The sequence below is a fragment of the Pseudahrensia aquimaris genome (assembly GCF_042676045.1).
Taxonomy (GTDB): Bacteria; Pseudomonadota; Alphaproteobacteria; order Rhizobiales; family Rhizobiaceae; genus Pseudahrensia; species Pseudahrensia aquimaris.
Map to the genome: position 1 here is coordinate 827,272 of NZ_JBHTJV010000003.1, position 18,273 is coordinate 845,544.

The 18,273-nt window shown below is 56.0% G+C and carries 14 protein-coding genes and 1 tRNA gene; 7 read left to right on the top strand and 8 right to left on the bottom strand.

Annotated features, from left to right (window positions below; all coding sequences use genetic code 11):
* The first annotated feature begins 76 nt into the window (after positions 1 to 76).
* From infA to ACFQ14_RS07360, 4 genes are all read left to right on the top strand, one after another.
* Entirely contained in the window at positions 77 to 295 is a 219-nt protein-coding gene (gene infA, locus ACFQ14_RS07345) for a translation initiation factor IF-1 (RefSeq protein WP_377212045.1), read from the top strand.
* A gap of 137 nt (positions 296 to 432) precedes the next feature.
* Positions 433 to 1,059, top strand: a complete 627-nt coding sequence (locus ACFQ14_RS07350) for a Maf-like protein (protein ID WP_377212046.1) — start codon at positions 433 to 435, stop codon at positions 1,057 to 1,059.
* A 16-nt stretch (positions 1,060 to 1,075) separates the two neighbouring features.
* The gene (gene yacG / locus ACFQ14_RS07355) at positions 1,076 to 1,279 is read left to right on the top strand and encodes a DNA gyrase inhibitor YacG (protein WP_377212047.1); all 204 of its coding nucleotides are present in this window, start codon (positions 1,076 to 1,078) and stop codon (positions 1,277 to 1,279) included.
* Between the two features lie 167 nt (positions 1,280 to 1,446).
* A tRNA-Phe gene (locus ACFQ14_RS07360) sits at positions 1,447 to 1,521 on the top strand.
* 95 nt (positions 1,522 to 1,616) lie between these two features.
* Here the strand turns inward: ACFQ14_RS07360 and ACFQ14_RS07365 are convergent.
* Complete coding sequence (locus ACFQ14_RS07365) at positions 1,617 to 2,063, bottom strand: YqaA family protein (RefSeq protein ID WP_377212048.1); 447 nt, start codon at positions 2,061 to 2,063, stop codon at positions 1,617 to 1,619.
* Between the two features lie 141 nt (positions 2,064 to 2,204).
* Here ACFQ14_RS07365 and ACFQ14_RS07370 point away from each other — a divergent pair, with 141 nt between their 5' ends.
* Entirely contained in the window at positions 2,205 to 3,158 is a 954-nt protein-coding gene (locus tag ACFQ14_RS07370) for an ornithine cyclodeaminase family protein (RefSeq protein WP_377212049.1), read from the top strand.
* Here the strand turns inward: ACFQ14_RS07370 and ACFQ14_RS07375 are convergent.
* From ACFQ14_RS07375 to ACFQ14_RS07400, 6 genes are all read right to left on the bottom strand, one after another.
* Positions 3,148 to 5,514 (bottom strand): TRAP transporter fused permease subunit, encoded by a 2,367-nt coding sequence (locus ACFQ14_RS07375; protein WP_377212050.1) that lies wholly within the window; start codon positions 5,512 to 5,514, stop codon positions 3,148 to 3,150. The genes ACFQ14_RS07370 and ACFQ14_RS07375 overlap by 11 nt on opposite strands.
* A gap of 84 nt (positions 5,515 to 5,598) precedes the next feature.
* Positions 5,599 to 6,654: a TAXI family TRAP transporter solute-binding subunit gene (locus tag ACFQ14_RS07380; protein ID WP_377212051.1), complete on the bottom strand. Its 1,056-nt coding sequence runs from the start codon at positions 6,652 to 6,654 to the stop codon at positions 5,599 to 5,601.
* Positions 6,655 to 6,769: 115 nt separating this feature from the next.
* Complete coding sequence (locus ACFQ14_RS07385) at positions 6,770 to 7,780, bottom strand: cytochrome d ubiquinol oxidase subunit II (protein WP_377212052.1); 1,011 nt, start codon at positions 7,778 to 7,780, stop codon at positions 6,770 to 6,772.
* Positions 7,781 to 7,785: 5 nt separating this feature from the next.
* Positions 7,786 to 9,168 (bottom strand): cytochrome ubiquinol oxidase subunit I, encoded by a 1,383-nt coding sequence (locus ACFQ14_RS07390; protein ID WP_377212053.1) that lies wholly within the window; start codon positions 9,166 to 9,168, stop codon positions 7,786 to 7,788.
* Positions 9,169 to 9,170: 2 nt separating this feature from the next.
* On the bottom strand, positions 9,171 to 9,731 hold the full coding sequence (locus ACFQ14_RS07395) for a GbsR/MarR family transcriptional regulator (RefSeq protein ID WP_377212054.1): 561 nt from the start codon (positions 9,729 to 9,731) through the stop codon (positions 9,171 to 9,173).
* 109 nt (positions 9,732 to 9,840) lie between these two features.
* Entirely contained in the window at positions 9,841 to 10,290 is a 450-nt protein-coding gene (locus ACFQ14_RS07400) for a hypothetical protein (RefSeq protein ID WP_377212055.1), read from the bottom strand.
* A 337-nt stretch (positions 10,291 to 10,627) separates the two neighbouring features.
* Between ACFQ14_RS07400 and ACFQ14_RS07405 the strand changes: the two genes are divergently transcribed.
* Positions 10,628 to 11,548, top strand: coding sequence for a hydrogen peroxide-inducible genes activator (locus tag ACFQ14_RS07405; protein WP_377212056.1), 921 nt, complete (start codon positions 10,628 to 10,630; stop codon positions 11,546 to 11,548).
* A 116-nt stretch (positions 11,549 to 11,664) separates the two neighbouring features.
* Positions 11,665 to 11,865 (top strand): hypothetical protein, encoded by a 201-nt coding sequence (locus ACFQ14_RS07410; protein ID WP_377212057.1) that lies wholly within the window; start codon positions 11,665 to 11,667, stop codon positions 11,863 to 11,865.
* 47 nt (positions 11,866 to 11,912) lie between these two features.
* Here ACFQ14_RS07410 and ACFQ14_RS07415 read toward each other — a convergent pair whose 3' ends face one another.
* Positions 11,913 to 18,245 (bottom strand): Ig-like domain-containing protein, encoded by a 6,333-nt coding sequence (locus ACFQ14_RS07415; protein ID WP_377212058.1) that lies wholly within the window; start codon positions 18,243 to 18,245, stop codon positions 11,913 to 11,915.
* Positions 18,246 to 18,273: the final 28 nt, after the last annotated feature.

The window sequence follows — 18,273 nt, forward strand, 5'->3', positions numbered from 1 at the left end:
GCGGAGTTGGATTTAATATTCCTGCTGCCCGCGCCAATGGCGCGATTAAGACCAAATTGAAGGAAAAGTGCCCCGTATGGCAAAAGAAGAAGTTCTGGAATTTCCAGGCACCGTGAGCGAATTGCTCCCCAACGCGACGTTCCGGGTGAAACTGGAAAACGATCATGAAATCATCGCCCACACAGCTGGTCGCATGCGCAAGAACCGTATTCGCGTTCTCGCGGGCGACAAAGTGCTGGTGGAAATGACTCCCTACGACCTGACCAAAGGCCGTATCACCTATCGCTTCAAATAGGCGAACGCGGCCTAAGCCGCGCCGCCGAAGTGCTGATTTTGCAAAATCTGTCCGTTTATCGCCCGATACTGTTCTGGTTTGCGAAAACTTGATGTAATGACAGCGCACCAACAGATGCGCTTCCGGGTCGTAACCAGATGGCAACACGCCCTAAACTCATTCTCGCCTCAGGCTCGCCAAGACGTCTTGCGCTTTTGCAGCAAGCCGGGCTTGAGCCTGATTTGCTTACGCCTGTTGATGCCGACGAAACGCCGCTGAAATCTGAAGCTCCGCGCTCGCTCGCTAAACGCTTAGCGCGCGAAAAGGCAGAGCTCGCAGTGCAAAAGATGGAGCGGTCCGGCGATCTGGAAGGTAGCTATATTTTGGCTGCTGACACAGTAGTGGCCTCCGGCCGCCGCATATTGCCAAAGGCAGAGATGCTCGACGAGGCTTCGATGTGCCTGCGGCTTCTGTCTGGCCGCGCTCACCGTGTTTACACCGGGCTAACGCTGGTCACGCCAAAAGGCGCCATGCGGCATCGGCTCGTTGAAACGCGTGTACGCTTCAAAAAGCTCTCTAAGGACGAACTGGAATCCTATCTCGCTTCGGGAGAATGGCGCGGCAAAGCCGGCGGCTATGCCATCCAAGGCATTGCGGGTTCGTTCGTGGTTAAGCTTATCGGTTCTTATACCAACGTTGTGGGCCTGCCGCTCTATGAAACGGTCACGATGTTACAGGGTGAAGGCTACGCCACCCACCACAATTGGCTCAACACCGGCATCTGATACTTCGCGACGGCCTATGACTGATTCCAAAAAAGCTACCGCAGCCACAGTAACGCCCTTGCGAAAGGCTGTCCCCTGCCCCCAATGCGAACGGCCGAGCCAGCGCGGCACCTATCCCTTTTGCTCCAAGCGATGCGCAGACCTTGATCTGGGTGAATGGTTGAGCGGTGGCTACACAATTTCCGGCTCTGGAGACGAGCAGTCTTCCGACGGCGAATGAAGTGCAAGGCCCGTTTATTGGAACCAAAAATTCAATCCACCAACAAACCGCATGATGGGCGCGAAAACGCGCTGGACAGCCCAAACGCAAATGCTATAACGCGCTGGCTTCAATGGGCGACACCCAGCCTTTGAGGCAGATGGCAGGTAAATTCGTTTCCCTGTCGTGCCCGGGTAGCTCAGGGGTAGAGCAGCGGATTGAAAATCCGCGTGTCGGTGGTTCGATTCCGCCCCCGGGCACCATCATTTTTCTGTCTTCATCAAGCCTTCGCTTTATGGCCTTCGACTGAAAAGCGAACAAAAAACAACTGACGCTAACGAGAATCAGTCCGCATCACCTAAGCCGTGCCGAACCATCCAAGGGTTAGTATTGTCAGCGCGATGTAGCGGCAGGTTTTCGAAATCGCGACCAACACCAGAAAGATCGAGAACCGTTCGCGCAGAACACCTGCGGCGACTGTGATCGGGTCCCCAATGAACGGCGCCCATGCGAGCAACAAGGACCATCGGCCATAATGGCGATACCAGTCTTTCGCTTTCTCCAAAGCGGCTGCGCGAACGGGGAACCACTTGCGGTCACTGAACGTCTCGACCCAACGGCCCAACCAGTAATTGACCACCGAACCCAACGTGTTGCCCACGCTGGCGACCACGACCAGCGCAACGACCGAATAGCGATCACTGGCGAGCATGCCCACCAACACCGCTTCTGACTGTGCAGGAAAAAGCGTTGCAGCGACGAAGGCGGCAAGGAAGAGCGCGAGATAAGCTGCAAAATCTGACATGGCTGGTTGGTTTGAGCGAATGCGCCGGGTGGTTCTGTTGTTTCAATGACTGTCGGCCTTGTATTGGTCAATCGGCTCGATGCCGCAGCAGTGTAGCGGGCCGTTGGCGCATCGATGGCGGTGTGCGATTGTTGAGGTCTGATGCAACGCGCAAACGGACAGACCAACATGCAGATGATCACTGATGAGAGTGTGGGAAACGCGTTGAACTGGAGCAAGGTTGTTGCGGCAATAGAGGCTGGCCATCAACTGCCAAAAGCGCTGATTAGCGATCAGTTTGTTAACCGTACACCCGACACTTTGCTCAGCCGCGCTGCATGGATCGACGGGTTGGGTTTTGGGGTGAAATCGGTTTCGGTATTTCCCGAGAATGCTGGCAAAGACATGCCAACAATTCACGGTGCGATGTTGGTTTTTGAAGACGTTCATGGGCAACTTGAAGCGATCATTGACAGCGGCTTGATCACCAATTGGAAAACGGCAGCGGACTCCGTGTTGGGTGCAAAGCTGCTCGCTCGGCCAGATAGCGAGAGCCTACTGATTATCGGCGCGGGAAGCGTTGCTGCAAAACTGGTAGATGCCTACCGCGAAGTGCTGCCAAATCTGACAAAGATCAAAATCTGGAACAGGACACGGCAACGGGCGCAGGATCTAGCGAAAGCGTGCAGTCAACGAGGCATTGCCGTGGAAGTGGCCGAAGATCTGGAAGTCGCGTGCGGACGGGCTGACGTCATTTCATGCGCCACTATGAGCACTCAACCGATGCTTATGGGAAAATGGGTCAAGCCGGGAACACACGTCGATCTTATCGGCGCGTTCAAAGCGGATATGCGGGAGGCGGATGATGCGCTCTTGCTGAAAGCAAGGCTGTTCGTAGACAGCTTTGACACGACGCTGCACCACATTGGCGAGTTGAAAATTCCTTTGGAGGCTGGCGTTATATCACAGGAAGACGTCTTGGCGGATCTTTATCAATTGGTCGGCGCTCAAGCGAAGCGCGAGACAGCCAATGACATCACGGTTTTCAAAAACGGTGGCGGCGCCCATTTGGATTTAATGACAGCGCGCTGCATCATTGACTGCATCACGCCATAGCGGCTTGGCGTTTTTTGCTCTGTGCGGCGTGATAGACCAACAGCAATGTTGCGGCCAAAATAGCTGATGCAAAAATCAGCGTCGTCCCAGACATGATGAAAGCTGCCAGTGCCAGACGCAACACACGCTCCCATTTGGTAAGCGCGCTGCGATCAAAACCGCTGAGCGCACTCGCCAGCAAATAGAGCGCCAGTGCAAGTTTGCACAGCAAAACAGCCAGAGCGCCAAAGTAAATCTGTCCGTCATAACCGGGAAGATAGCTCACTGCGCCCACAGCGGACGCGGGATCAATCTGAGCGGCCTCAATGAGCAATATCTCCGGATACATCGCAAAGACGAATGGAATAACAAACATCACGATGCCCGAGCGCACGGCAGAAAATCCGGTTGCCATCGGTTCAGCCTTCGTGATCGTTGCCGCCGCAAAAGCGGCTATTGCAACCGGCGGAGTAATCGCCGAGGCAACTGCGAAATAGAAGATAAACATATGAGCGGTGAAGATCGATAGGCCCAAGCCTGCCAATACAGGACCCATGAGCAACGCCACATTTATATAGGCTGGCACGGCTGGCATACCCATGCCGAGCAGAACCGCCAAAGCCATCGTTGTGAACAGTGCTAGGAACTGGAAGAACAGTGAGCCCCCACCGCCCAAATCGAACGAACGCAGCCAGCCCAGAACATCGAGCGCGATGAAGTCGGACAAGCCTGTAAGCTTGAGACAGAAGTCGATAATCGAGACTGCAAGGAACATCAGGTAAAGCGTGGAAATCAATATGCCAGAATCGGAAAAAGCGGTGAGCAATTTGGTCGGCTTTTCGCGCATGCCTTTGTCCAGGAAAAGCAGCCCACACAGTAAAACAACGGCCCACCAACCAGCGCTGCCCGCATCACCGACAGAGTTTTGCACGACCTGCAAAATCCAAGGCAGGTCTGTCGCCAAGCAGGCGCCGTTTGAAACAGATGTTTGAACGCCGAAGAGCGAAGCGATAAAGCCGCAACCCACAGCCTCTTTCGGCGTCAACAACAGCACCAGTATCAGCGCGATAGGGGCGAAGATCATCACGAGATTCAGCTTGTCGGCGCGTGACAACATCATGTCCTCGGTCAATTCGCCGATGGCTTCAATATTCTGTTTGCGTGATTGAAAAATGGCTGAGAGGAACAAACACAAGAAATAGGCAACAGCGGGAATGATGGCTGCGATGATGACCTCGCGATAGGGAACACCGGTTAATGCCGCCAAAATGAAGGCCGCAACCCCCATGACGGGCGGCATGATGGAGCCGCCGGATGAAGCCGCCGCTTCCATACCGCCTGCAAAAACCTTGGAAAAACCGCGTTTGATCATCATCGGAATGGTAAGAACGCCGGTGGACAAGACATTGACCACCGGTCCACCGGAAATCGTACCGAACATGGCAGACGAAACGATGGCCGCGTGTGCGGGGCCACCGCGCAGATTGCGCGTCCAGCGGAAGGCCAACTTGATCAGCGAACGTCCGCCGGCAGATTGGCCGAACAGTCCGCCGAGGACGATATAGGGGAATACCGTGTTGAGAATGATGTCCATGAACCGGCCCAAAAGGCCGGACGCATTGTTGACCAGCGCATCGTGCAGGCGCGGCCTGCCGTCGGACAGCAGACGCGGTTCGCCACCGATCTTAGTCATGAAATATTTGTTGATGTCGTCAGGGCCGTGGAAGTACCATACGAGAATTGTGATGACCGTATAGGCGGCAACAGCGATAGCCACGATCACGAGCGGCAGTCCCCAGACCTTCACGTTGTAAGCAAGGAAAACCAAAACCGACAGCCCGATGATGGCGACAAGCCACCCGCCGGTCGTGTTGATGCATTGGGGGTCTTCGACTGTATCCGGTACGGGGAGGCCGTAAAGCTCAGCAAATTCCCGCTCTTCCGCAAGGCTGCGGGCGATCAGTTCCGCCCGCTCACCTGTGATCTGGTCAATCAAGCAAACCGCTTCGATTTCGACCATATAGGTAAGAGCGATGGAGAAAGCAGCGATGACCAGCGCAGCGTCAAGCAGCAAGCCAAGCTTACCCTTTGTCGGCGAGCGGCCTTTGTATTCGCGCCACACCGAGTGCTGCAGCGCAACGATCAGCATCATCACGCCAAAGACGATGGGGTAGAAAGTTTCGTAGGGATATTTACGGAGCGTAAATTCGTTCCATCCGGTCAGGCTGACACCGATTTCATCAAGACCGGGAATACCGGGCATGGAATTAAGCAGGCCGACGATCACCAGCGCGAGGGCAAGCCAATAGACGATCTTTTGGCCAAGATCGGCTGGAACGGTTTGCTCCACTTGTGCTGATGATGCCTCGTTCGCCATCGTTTGCCCCACCCTTCAGGACGCCAATGAGCGACCGACTTTATTGAAAAGTCAGCCGCCCAAATCGCTTCGCGTCAAATGGCCTTAACCGGCGGGCTTGGCGCAATCTTCGATTTTGAAACCGGCTTCTTCCCATGCGGCAACAGCGCCAGCGTGGTATTTCAGCGGATTGGGACCGCACATGCCTGACTTGACGATATCGACAACCCCATAACCGGCTTGAGCGGCGAAAGGCGCTTTCGCTTTCAAACGATCCAGCGTCTCGATGTGAGCCTTGGTCAGTGCCTTGGCGAGTTCAAACGGCATATTCTTGTTGACGATGTCGCCGCCAATCGTTGCCAACCCACGGAAGGTGTCGTCTTCGGAAATCACGGTCACGCCATTGGGCTGCACAGCTTCCGACAACTTGATTTCAAACGGTGCAGAGCCAGGAGCGCGAAGATATTTCTGAAATGGCTCTGAGTTCCATTTTTCGATTGGCACTGACCACATGGTCATATTGCCCGACGAGACTGCTTGCGTGATTCGGCTGTCTGGGAACAAAACCGGCAGAACCACAGCGTCGGCAGAACCATCCATGATGGTTTTGGTCGCTTGGCCCCAGTTGGTTTGAACGCCCTTGTAGCCGTCACCCTCCTTGATGCCTGAAACGAGCTGAAGGATGGAGCGTGCGTTGGTGAGAGCGCCGCCGCGAGGCGGGCCGTTGTAGATGGTTTTGCCTTCCAGATCGTCCCAGCCTTTAAGACCTTTGGAATCGTAGGCATACAGCGTGAAAATTCCCAGCGTCACAGGATAGAGCGCACGCAGGTTTGACGCGAGTTCCGCGCCCTTCTCTGCGCCCAGCTTAGAATAAGGGCCGCGGCCTTTAGCCAGTAGGAATGGCAAAATGTAGGGCGTTCCGGCAATGTCAGTTTTGCCCTCAGCAACGCTTTGAATCGAGTTGGTCAGTGTCTGGCCATCTGAAACCTGGATGTTGGCAATGCCGCGTTCAGCAGCGATCTCGGCCAGATGCACCATCGACAAGTTAATGGAACCGCCTGGTGAGGCCGTTTCTCCGGTTAGGTTTTCAGCAGCTTTGACGGAGCTTGTTGCCATGAGCGCGGCAAAGCCTGCCGCCATGATTGATTTGGCGAGTTTCATATGTGTTCCTCCACTTACGCGCAGCCTCCCGAGCAACGCTTCGGCGAAAGGTTCGCACGGTTTGGCGGAGGTTTCCACGGGGCGAGGCAACTTTTTTGTGCAACGCCCCGGGGCATTAATCGTAACGCAAGTCCTGCGCTTTGCCGCGAAAAACAATGTAGGAGAGCGCGGTGTAGGCAAGGATAGTGGGCAGCACAAACATCGTCCCGATCAGAATGATGAACAAGCTCTCCGGCGCGCTTGCAGCTTCATACAGCGTGATCTTTTCCGGCACGACATAGGGATAGAACGAATAGGCCAGCCCAGCGAAAGCCAGCGCAAACAATGCAGTGGCGCAAATGAAGGGCACGTGACGCCAACGGTCCGCCTCGTCCGGCAAGTGTTTCAGCGCGATGAACAGCATTGCAACCAGCGCGATCGACATAATTGGCAAGGGCGCGAGAAAGAATACTTCAGGGAACGTGAACCATTTGTCGAAGATTCGGGGGCTGACGAGCGGGCTTGCAGCGGATACGGCGATCAGGCCGCCGATGATGCCGAAAAGCCCCAATTGCGCCCAGCGCACCGCTTTGGCCTGCAACTTGTTTTCTGTCTTGATGATGAGCCAAGCCGCGCCGATGAATGCGTAGCCTGCCGTGAGGCAAACCGCTGTGATGCTGGCAAACAAGATGTTGGGCCATGTCCATTCAAGGCCGACGATATACAAGCCCAACATAAAGCCCTGAGACAGCGAGGTCATCAAGGAACCAGCAAAGAAGGCGCGGTCCCATAAGTGCTTGCGTTTCACGCGTGCCTTGGCGCGGAACTCGAATGCCACACCACGAAGGATGAGCCCTATCAGCATGATGGCCACTGGTAGATACAGCGCGGTTAGAATCGCGCCATGTGCCATCGGGAAAGCCACAAGCAACAAACCTGTTGCAAGCACCAGCCACGTTTCGTTGGCGTCCCAGAACGGACCGATGGAAGCGATCATACGGTCGCGCTGATGGTCTTGCGCCAGCGGAGAAAGCACGCCGACACCAAGATCAAAGCCATCCAGCACCACGTAGATGAGGATCGACGTGCCCATCAACGCAGCGAAAGCAAGAGGCAGCCAAATTGCAGGATCGCCGAAAAGGTTCATCCGCTCTACTCCGCCGGAACCAGCGCCGGACCGGCAGCGCCAGAGGATGGTGTCATTGGCTGCAGGGATTCTCCTCGGGAGGCCTTAGCGGCCAGGTGGAACAGCACTCCGACGTAGGCGGCGATCAGCAATGCGTAGACCGTGAGGTATGCAATCAGTGTCGACAGCACCATCCCAGCAGGCACGTCTGCTACGGCTTCGGCGGTGGTCATCACACCCTGCACAAGCCATGGCTGGCGACCGATTTCAGTGGTGTACCAACCCGCCAAAGTAGCCAACCAGCCTGAGAAGCTCATCGCAAGGAAGGAATACAGAATTGGCTTGTTGAAGGCGTCACTACCACGCCTCCACATAAAGAAGGCTGCAAACCAAGAGAGCGCCAACATTGCCATTCCGGTGCCAACCATCACGCGGAACCCCCAGAAGACCGGCGCCACGGGTGGATGCATGCGGGTGCCGTCTTCAGCGATAAAATCGTTGAGGCCCGGCACGACCCCTTCGGCGGAGTGCTTGAGGATAAGGCTCGCGCCATTAGGTATGGAAATCTCGTAGTCGTTGCGGCGCTCTTTCTCGTTCGGCAAGGCGAACAAAACCAGCGGCACGTTTCCGCGTGTTTCCCAATTGCCCTCCATCGCCGCAACTTTTTGCGGCTGGTGTTCCAGCGTGTTGAGGCCGTGCAGATCGCCCACTAGGATTTGAACGGGGATCAGCAAAGCCGCCATTACCACGCCCGTGCGCAGAGCATATTTCACCGAGCGGTCAAAATCGCCGCGCAATCGACGATAGGCTGACAAACCCGCGATAAGGAAAGCGACAGTGAGGCCTGACGCAAGCATCATGTGGGTGAAGCGGTAAGGCATGGACGGATTGAAAACGATGGCTGCCCAGTCGGTCGCGTGGGCCACGCCGTCTCGCATTTCAAAGCCTGCAGGCGTGTGCATCCACGAATTGAGCACAATGATCCAAAACGTGCTCATTGTGGTTCCAATAGCCACTAGGCACGTTGCAGTGGTGTGAAGCCATCCAGGAACGCGAGAAAAACCGAACAGCATGATACCAAGGAACACGGCCTCCAAAAAGAACGCCGTCATGATTTCATAGGCCAAGAGAGGCCCGGCGATGTTGCCGACTTTTTCCATAAAGCCAGGCCAATTGGTGCCGAACTGAAAGCTCATCGTGATGCCGGAAACGACACCCATGGCGAAAGACAGAGCAAAGACCTTCACCCAGAAGCGATAGGCGTCCATCCAGCCTTCATCGCCCGTTTTGTTATAACGCAGCTTGAAGAAAAGCAGCACCCAGCCCAGCGCGATGGTGATCGTCGGAAACAGGATGTGGAACGAGATGTTCGCTCCGAATTGGATGCGCGACAGAATTAGTGTGTCCATCGTTATGCGCCCTTCTTGTTACGGCCAAGCGGGATGATTTTGCCCGTCTTTCCGATGATATTCTGCAGTTTCGAGCCGAGTTTCAGCAGTTGAACCAAGCGCTCCGTTTCCAGCTTGTTCATGTCGTCATACCAGCCGGTGAGAAGCTCAATCAGCTCATGCAGTTCTTCAATCTTTGCGTGCGCGTGCGCATCCGCTTTGCCGGTGGGGCGCTGCATCTGCAATTCGCGCAACTTGGACAGCGTAGGATCGATTTCGCGTTGCTTTCTTTGGTCAACCAGAGTGCGAACGATCTCCCAAAGATCATCCGGGGTTGTGAAATAATCGCGGCGATCTCCGGTGATATGTTTGAGACGCACAAGCTGCCACGCTTGAAGCTCTTTCAATCCCATCGAAACGTTGGAGCGCGACACTCCAAGTGCTTCAACGATCTCGTCAGCATTCAACGCATCTTCGCTCAAAAACAGAACCGCATAGATCTGCCCTACCGTGCGGTTGATGCCCCAGCGCGAGCCCATCTCGCCAAAATGAAGGACGAATTCCTGTTGCAGATTTGAGAGCATCTCGACGCCTTCACTAATTTCAGTATTTTCTGAAATTTATGTAGAGAGCGTTCGTAAACAGTTCCACAAAGATCGGAAGGGTGTGCGTCTTTGACGCTGTTTTGAAGATTTAAAGAGTGCCGGACCACCGCATCTGGCGCGGCTTCTGGACCACTTGTACAGCGGCAATAGCACTTTCGTTCGTCTCGAAGTTATGAGGTCTTGGCTTCTCATGCCCCCTGCGACCGAGGTCGGATGAACGCGCTTCAGAGCGCCCAAACTGAATAGGCTTCAAGCCCTGGTCCTTGAAGGATTTCTCCTTCTTCTTTTTGATTTTGAAGGGCTTGCGTTCATCGCGCTCGCGGCTGTCGCTTTTCTTTTCGTTTTTCGGGGACTTTTCGTTCGTCGGGGCCGCGGATTTTCCCTCGACAACGTCCTCCAACCAATCTTCCAGACGGTCCTTGGCTTTGGACTTGATTGAAAAAAGCTTGCGCTTTTTCGATTTCAGCTTTTTTGCTTTGTCCGAAAATAGGTCTTCGGCATCGTCCAGAAGGTCTTCAAAAAGATCGGTGATTTTCATCAGGAAATGCCGACAGAATCGGTCCTGTTCAAGATTGGGTAGCTTGGCTCAGAGACGTGCGAGCGGGTTTGCTCTTCGCTTTTGGGCGGGCTTTGATCAATGGGGATGGATCCCCATCATCTTCGATGTTGAATTTCCATGTGCCATAAAGCAATCCTAGAATAAGGGGGGATGCAAGAAGAACGACTACAAATTCCAGAAATGTCATGGGACTAGGGCTCCTATACCTTGTCGTCGCGTTGTGTCCCTTATTTGGTGGTTTATCGTGATAGAAGCCAATTGAAATATTCCACCCATACGATAGATAGTCGCTATCAAAATCGCGGATCTAGTTTTCATGCCTTCGCTTCGTCAGTTGGAATATTTGGTCGCTCTATCGCAAGAGCTTCATTTCCGCCGCGCTGCGGAAAAGGTCAATGTTACGCAGCCAACGCTTTCGGCCCAACTGCAGGAGTTGGAAAAGCGGTTGGGTGCCTCTCTAATCGAACGCGGGTCGGGCAAGGTGTTGCTCACGCCGCTCGGCCGCGAGATTGCTGAACGATCCCAGAAAATTTTGGCGCAGGTTCAGGATATCCGCGATTTGGCACGCTCTTCTGCACATGGCTTTCGCGGAACCGTGCGGCTGGGTGTGCCACCGACGCTGGGGCCCTATTTGCTGCCACATATCGTGCCGCGCCTGCACAGCCAGCATCCGGATCTGAAACTCTATGTGCGAGAGGGAAAGCCGCGCGATTTGTTGAGTGATCTTATGGGTGGCGATCACGATCTCGCTGTCGTCCCCCTGCCCGTTACAAGCACTGACATTACAGTTCGGTCTGTGTTTCGCGAGCCGCTAAAGCTGGTCGCAGCCCCCGGCCATCCGCTTGCAGTGCGAGGCAATGCTACTCGAAGCGATTTGGCGGGTGAGAAAATTCTTGCAATGGAGCCAGGGCATCATTTGCACGATCAGGTAGCGCATTTGTGTGAGCAATGCGGTGCTGAATTGTTGCGCGACTACGAAGGCACAAGTCTTGATACCCTGCGGCTGATGGTGGGTATGGGCGTTGGCCTCGCCTTTTTGCCAGCACTTTACGTGCGTTCCGAAGTCGGAACGCGAGGTGAAATGGAAGTGGTTGACTTGAAAGGTCCAGCGCTCAGCCGTCAGATTGCGATCGTCTGGCGTGCAACAACAGTTCATGCGCCTCTGTTTGAAGCCGTCACAGAACTGGTGCGTAATACCGTGCGCAATCATCTGAAAGAACTTATTCTGCTGGATTGATAGAGCAGTTCTATAGGCAATTGTTGATTAATCGATTGGCACTGAGAGAGGTTTGCCTCCAGTTGAGCGTCAGAGGGTTGCATATGCGAACCCACAGCCCTTACGGAGCAATTTCAATGAAACATCTCGGCATGAAGCTTGCCTTCTCTGCTCTGCTCATCGCGTCTCTAGCAACAGGCGCCAAAGCCAGCGACAGCGAGCGCAGCGCTTTCAAACCAGCAAAGGTGGAGGGCGTGGTTGAGGGTGTCGGACTGCTGTTCGATACACCCCGCACGCCGCTGCGCATTATTCTTCCGCAGGTTGTGACAGTCAGCTAATAATTAGAAAAAAGGGGCGCTTCGGGCGCCCCTTTTTAGTGATAAGGTCAGCTGGCATCGTCTAAGGCACCGCGCAGTTGCGGCCTCAGTTCTCTTTTGGACTCAGCTTCTTTGTCAACCGCCTGCTCACGCTCTTTCATCGTGCCCAGCATGTTGTTCAGCGCTTCGGTATTGCGACCAGTCACCGACATTTTCTCATCCAGCGGCATTTCGCATGTTTCACCAGATGGAGGCACTTCCTTAGCCAGAGTGCTCAGCATATCGCTAAAGGAACCCCGCGCACCCTCTGTCGAGAGAGCGGCAGCTGCGCTGAGTGCAAGCGGTTGAATTTCGCCGGATGGTCCGTGGATTCGGACCGCGCGTGAAATCAACTCGCCAGATTCCATTTCAGCAGACACTTTCAGTTCAAGATCGAGGATGTTGGCTGGCCGCTCGGCCACGATAAAGCCATCCCGGATAATGCGTATCCATTCCGGCACCGGGCTGCCATCCAGCATTTCCACCAGATAGCGTTTGACCATTCCTTCACGCTCAGGATCGAACGTGTTGTTTACATCGATGAACAGAACCCGTTCGCGCACATAGGTCTCAATCACCAACTGGCCTTCGCGGCTGCTGGAATTGATTGCATCATCGGCGTCAGAACCATCATCCTTGTAGTCAAAGCGCACTGAGAAGCCTGTCAGTCCTTCAACAGCCCAGGAATTGCCATCCTCACGAGACATCGGATCTACGGAGAGATCGATGGAACGCAGCTCTTCGATACCATCGACCGCTTTGAGCACTTCAGGATCGGCAGGTTTGGCCGACATGACGGAGTCTAGCGATGCGGCACGGTTGACGGCATCACTTACAATGCCCTCCACAGGCGAGAGGTTGGACGTGCCGTTAAGGTCTTGGAACTCGTTGATTGCCTCCACAATAAACGGCGGTGTGGCATTATTTCGCGTCGGCATATCCGGCACGATTTCGCGCGGAGTGTCAGCCGGGTTATCTGTGCGATCAATGAAATCTGAGCGTACCTGAATGTTGATCGTAACCGTGGTTGTGGCGATACCGCCTTCGCCATCATCTGCAATCAAATCAAACACGTATGGACCATTCGCCTGCGCACCAATCGGCACGGCAATTCTCATCTCGCCTGTCGAAGGATCAATGGCCACCCAGTCGGGACGATCTGGCGCGGAGAACGTAAGCGTGTCCCCATCAGGATCGTCAAACAGCGTGCCCGCAGGCAGAGTGTAAGCCTGATCTTCGAAGAGCGTTTCCACAATCGGACGCACAACGACCGGCGGCGGGTTGGTGACGTTGATCTCAAACGTGGTCGACAGCTCAGGGTTGATACCATCGGTCGCGGTCACTGTGACCGTGTAAGGCCCGCTCTGGCTCGCATTTGGTGGCAGCGTTCCGGTCACGATACCAGTTGCCGGATCAAGAGCCAGGCTTGGTGGCAACCCGACAGCCGTATAGGTCAACGGCGTGTCAGGGTCGTCAAAACCAGGTGTCAGATCAAGCGTGACAGTTTCCCCATCGACCAAATCAACTGGTGGCAATGGCACGCCCAATTGCGGAACATCGTCCACCGGCAACACAGTTATATCCACCACGACAGCGCTGCTTGCACCACCCGGATCGGAGATCATGACAATGAAGCTGTCAAAACCGTTGAAGTCTGGCACAGGCGTGTAGGTCCACGAGCCATTCGGCAGAACCACCACATCGCCATTTGGCGGAGGCGTCAGCAGCGTGGCCGTCGCGATGTCGCCTTCGGGGTCAATCATCACAATGCCGCCACCGATAGGCGTGTCTTCCAGGGTCGTCGCTGGAGGCGCAATACCGCGTGGTGGATCGTTCACCTCATTGACCAAGACCGTCACCGTCGCCATCTCGGAGACGCCGTTTACGGTCACGGTGTAGGTGAACGAATCCGTACCACTGAATTCGGGATCTGGTGTGTAGACAACTTCACCTTGTGCTGTGAAGAAGACCGAACCATTGAAGCCCTGAGTTACAGCTGTAACGACGGGAGTGCCTTCGAAATCATCCGCACCCGGTCCACCAAGACCGCCATCAGTGTTCTCACCCGTGATGACGTTGATCGTGATCGGCACATCCTCATCTGTGGTGACGGTGTCGTCAGCGATGTCTGGACCAGGAGTGATTATGACAGTCTGCTGAACTGTGACCCTCACACCATTGCCATCATCGATGATAATGTCGAACGTGTCCGTGCCGTTCCAATCAGCATTGGGCGCATAGGTCCAAGTGCCATCAGGATTGATCGTTGCAACACCGTTGAGCGGAGAGGCTCCGAGCGAAATATCCAACGCATCACCATCGGCATCCAGTGCTTGAACGTCACCAGTTACGGTAGAATCTTCAATGTCGGTTTGTGGTGGTGCAGCGAATGTTGGCAGATCATTGATCGGCGTCACCGAGAATGTGATCGTGTTCGCCACCGGATCGGTATTGATGCCACCATTTGCCGTGCCGCCATCATCGATCAGAACAAAATCGAATGACGCGTAATTGTCGCCCGGCGTCGTATCGTTGTTTGCATTGGGCTCCGGTGTGAACACAAGCTGCGAAAGCTGCCCGGGCAAGATCATTTGATCCAGCGTTACGGGCGTTCCAGCAAGCGTCAGCGCACCGTTATCGGGCAGGCTCGCAATCATGATCCGTTGCAACGCATTTGCTGGGTTGTCGTCCACATCGCTGAAGCCAAAGTCGCCAAGCGTGAATGTGTGAACGTTGTCTTCCGCCAGTATGATGGTGTTATCCGCACCGGCTGGCGCGTCGTTCACCGGCGTAACAGATAGCGCAACAGTGGTATCAACCGTGCCGCCATCGCTGTCGGACACGGTGTAGAGCAGGCTATCAACCGGTCCGGCATAATTCGCCGTTGGCACGAAAGTGAGCGTTTGAAGCTCTGCAGACGTCAACACATCATTTGCTGCAAGTGTGGTTGGCGTTCCATTTCCGTTCGGCTGGAACGTGATCTCGCCTTGAGCAACATCAGGAACCTGGGTCACCGTAATGGCCAAATCGGCGTCGGCGTCTTCAACATCGGTTGGCGGCGCCAGGTTTAGATCGAGCGCCGTGTCCTCCAGCGTCGTTAACGTCTCATCAGTGCTTTCCGGCGCGTCGTTGACGGGCACCAGTGTGATCATGATGGAACCGTTTGAGCCAGCGTCCGACAGGTTGTCGTCGTCGGTAACCGTGTAGGTGATCGTGTCGACCAGACCGTCATAATCAGCAACCGGCGCAAATGACAGCGTCGCGAACTCGGTAACCGTCAGCGCATCGCCCAAAGCCAGCGTCTGCGTGGCACCGCCAGCATCCGTATAGCTCACCGTGCCCTGCGTTGTGGCGTTCGGCACCTGCGTGATGGTCACCGTCAGATCAGCCGTTGCATCGTCCACATCGCTCGGCAGCGTCGGGTTCAGCGCGACTGGCGTGTCTTCGTTCGTCGTCACCGCATCGTCATTGGCATCCGGCGCGTCGTTGATCGGAACAATCGTGATATCAACCGTGCCGAGCGAACCCGCATCAGCCGCAAGCTCGTCGTCCTGCGCCGTGTAGCTCAGCGAGGTGACCGGACCGGTGTAGTTTGTTGCAGGCGTGAAGCTGGCGCTCGCCAGTTCCGTCAGCGTCAGCGTATCACCCGGCGCAAGCGTCACATCAGCGCCACCAGCGTCCGGCGTGTACGTGATCGTGCCTTCACCAGCCAACGGAGCTTGCGTGATGATCACACTCAGATCAGCGGGAACGTCATCCACATCGCTCGGCAAGGTGATGTTCAGCGGTGTGACCGTGTCTTCATCAGCGGCAACCACATCATTGAACGCATCCGGCGCGTCGTTGACGGGCACCAGTGTGATCATGATGGAACCGTTTGAGCCAGCGTCCGACAGGTTGTCGTCGTCGGTAACCGTGTAGGTGATCGTGTCGACCAGACCGTCGTAATCAGCAACCGGCGCAAATGACAGCGTCGCGAACTCGGTAACCGTCAGCGCATCGCCCAAAGCCAGCGTCTGCGTGGCACCGCCAGCATCCGTATAGCTCACCGTGCCCTGCGTTGTGCCGTTCGGCACCTGCGTGATGGTCACCGTCAGATCAGCCGTTGCATCGTCCACATCGCTCGGCAGCGTCGGGTTCAGCGCGACTGGCGTGTCTTCGTTCGTCGTCACCGCATCGTCATTGGCATCCGGCGCGTCGTTGATCGGAACAATCGTGATATCGACCGTGCCGAGCGAACCAGCATCAGCCGCAAACTCGTCGTCCTGCGCCGTGTAGCTCAGCGAGGTGACAGGACCGGTGTAGTTTGTTGCAGGCGTGAAGCTGGCGCTCGCCAGTTCCGTCAGCGTCAGCGTATCACCCGGCGCAAGCGTCACATCAGCGCCACCACCGTCCGGCGTGTACGTGATCGTGCCTTCACCAGCCAACGGAGCTTGCGTGATGATCACGCTCAGATCGGCTGGAACGTCATCAACATCGCTCGGCAAGGTGATGTTCAGCGGTGTGACCGTATCTTCATCAGCGGCAACCACATCATTGAACGCATCCGGCGCGTCGTTGACGGGCACAAGTGTGATCATGATGGAGCCGTTTGAGCCAGCGTCCGACAGGTTGTCGTCGTCGGTAACCGTGTAGGTGATCGTGTCGACCAGACCGTCATAATCAGCAACCGGCGCAAATGACAGCGTCGCGAACTCGGTAACCGTCAGCGCATCGCCCAAAGCCAGCGTCTGCGTGGCACCGCCAGCATCCGTATAGCTCACCGTGCCCTGCGTTGTGCCGTTCGGCACCTGCGTGATGGTCACCGTCAGATCAGCCGTTGCATCGTCCACATCGCTCGGCAGCGTCGGGTTCAGCGCGACTGGCGTGTCTTCGTTCGTCGTCACCGCATCGTCGTTCGCATCCGGCGCGTCGTTGATCGGAACAATCGTGATATCGACCGTGCCGAGCGAACCCGCATCAGCCGCAAGCTCGTCGTCCTGCGCCGTGTAGCTCAGCGAGGTGACAGGACCGGTGTAGTTTGTTGCAGGCGTGAAGCTGGCACTCGCCAGTTCCGTCAGCGTCAGCGTATCACCCGGCGCAAGCGTCACATCAGCGCCACCAGCATCCGGCGTGTACGTGATCGTGCCTTCACCAGCCAGCGGAGCTTGCGTAATGATCACGCTCAGATCAGCGGGAACGTCATCAACATCGCTCGGCAAGGTGATGTTCAGCGGTGTGACCGTATCTTCATCAGCGGCAACCACATCATTGAACGCATCCGGCGCGTCGTTGACGGGCACCAGTGTGATCATGATGGAGCCGTTTGAGCCAGCGTCCGACAGGTTGTCGTCGTCGGTAACCGTGTAGGTGATCGTGTCGACCAGACCGTCATAATCAGCAACCGGCGCAAATGACAGCGTCGCGAACTCGGTAACCGTCAGCGCATCGCCCAAAGCCAGCGTCTGCGTGGCACCGCCAGCATCCGTATAGCTCACCGTGCCCTGCGTTGTGCCGTTCGGCACCTGCGTGATGGTCACCGTCAGATCAGCCGTTGCATCGTCCACATCGCTCGGCAGCGTCGGGTTCAGCGCGACTGGCGTGTCTTCGTTCGTCGTCACCGCATCGTCGTTCGCATCCGGCGCGTCGTTGATCGGCACAATCGTGATATCGACCGTGCCGAGCGAACCCGCATCAGCCGCAAGCTCGTCGTCCTGCGCCGTGTAGCTCAGCGAGGTGACAGGACCGGTGTAGTTTGTTGCAGGCGTGAAGCTGGCACTCGCCAGTTCCGTCAGCGTCAGCGTATCACCTGGCGCAAGCGTCACATCAGCACCACCAGCGTCCGGCGTGTACGTGATCGTGCCTTCACCAGCCAGCGGAGCTTGCGTGATGATCACGCTCAGATCGGCTGGCACGTCATCCACATCCGTCGGCAAGGTGATGTTCAGCGGCGTGGCACCATCCTCATCAACGTCTCTTGCATCACTTGCCGCATCCGGGGCGTCGTTGACGGGGGTGACTGTGATGGCGACGGAGCCTGTGTCGCTTGCGCCCCCGTCGTCGGAGACGGTGTAGGCGAAGGATGTGGCTGTGCCGTTGAAGTCGGTGGCAGGCGTAAACAGGGTGGTCGCCAGCTCTGCGACCGAGATCGTATCGCCAAGCGCCAGCGTCACCGCCGCACCACCGCCGTCCGGCGTGTAGCTGATCGTGCCCTGGGTCGTGGCGTTCGGCAATTGATCGACCGTCACCGTCAGAACCGTGGTCAGATCATCAACATCACCCGGCAGCGTCGGGTTCAGCGCAACCGCAACCTCTTCAGGCGTCGTCACGGCATCATCATTGGCCACAGGCGCGTCGTTAACCGCAACCATCAGGATCGTCACCGTCCCGTTGGAGCCGAGATCCGAAAGG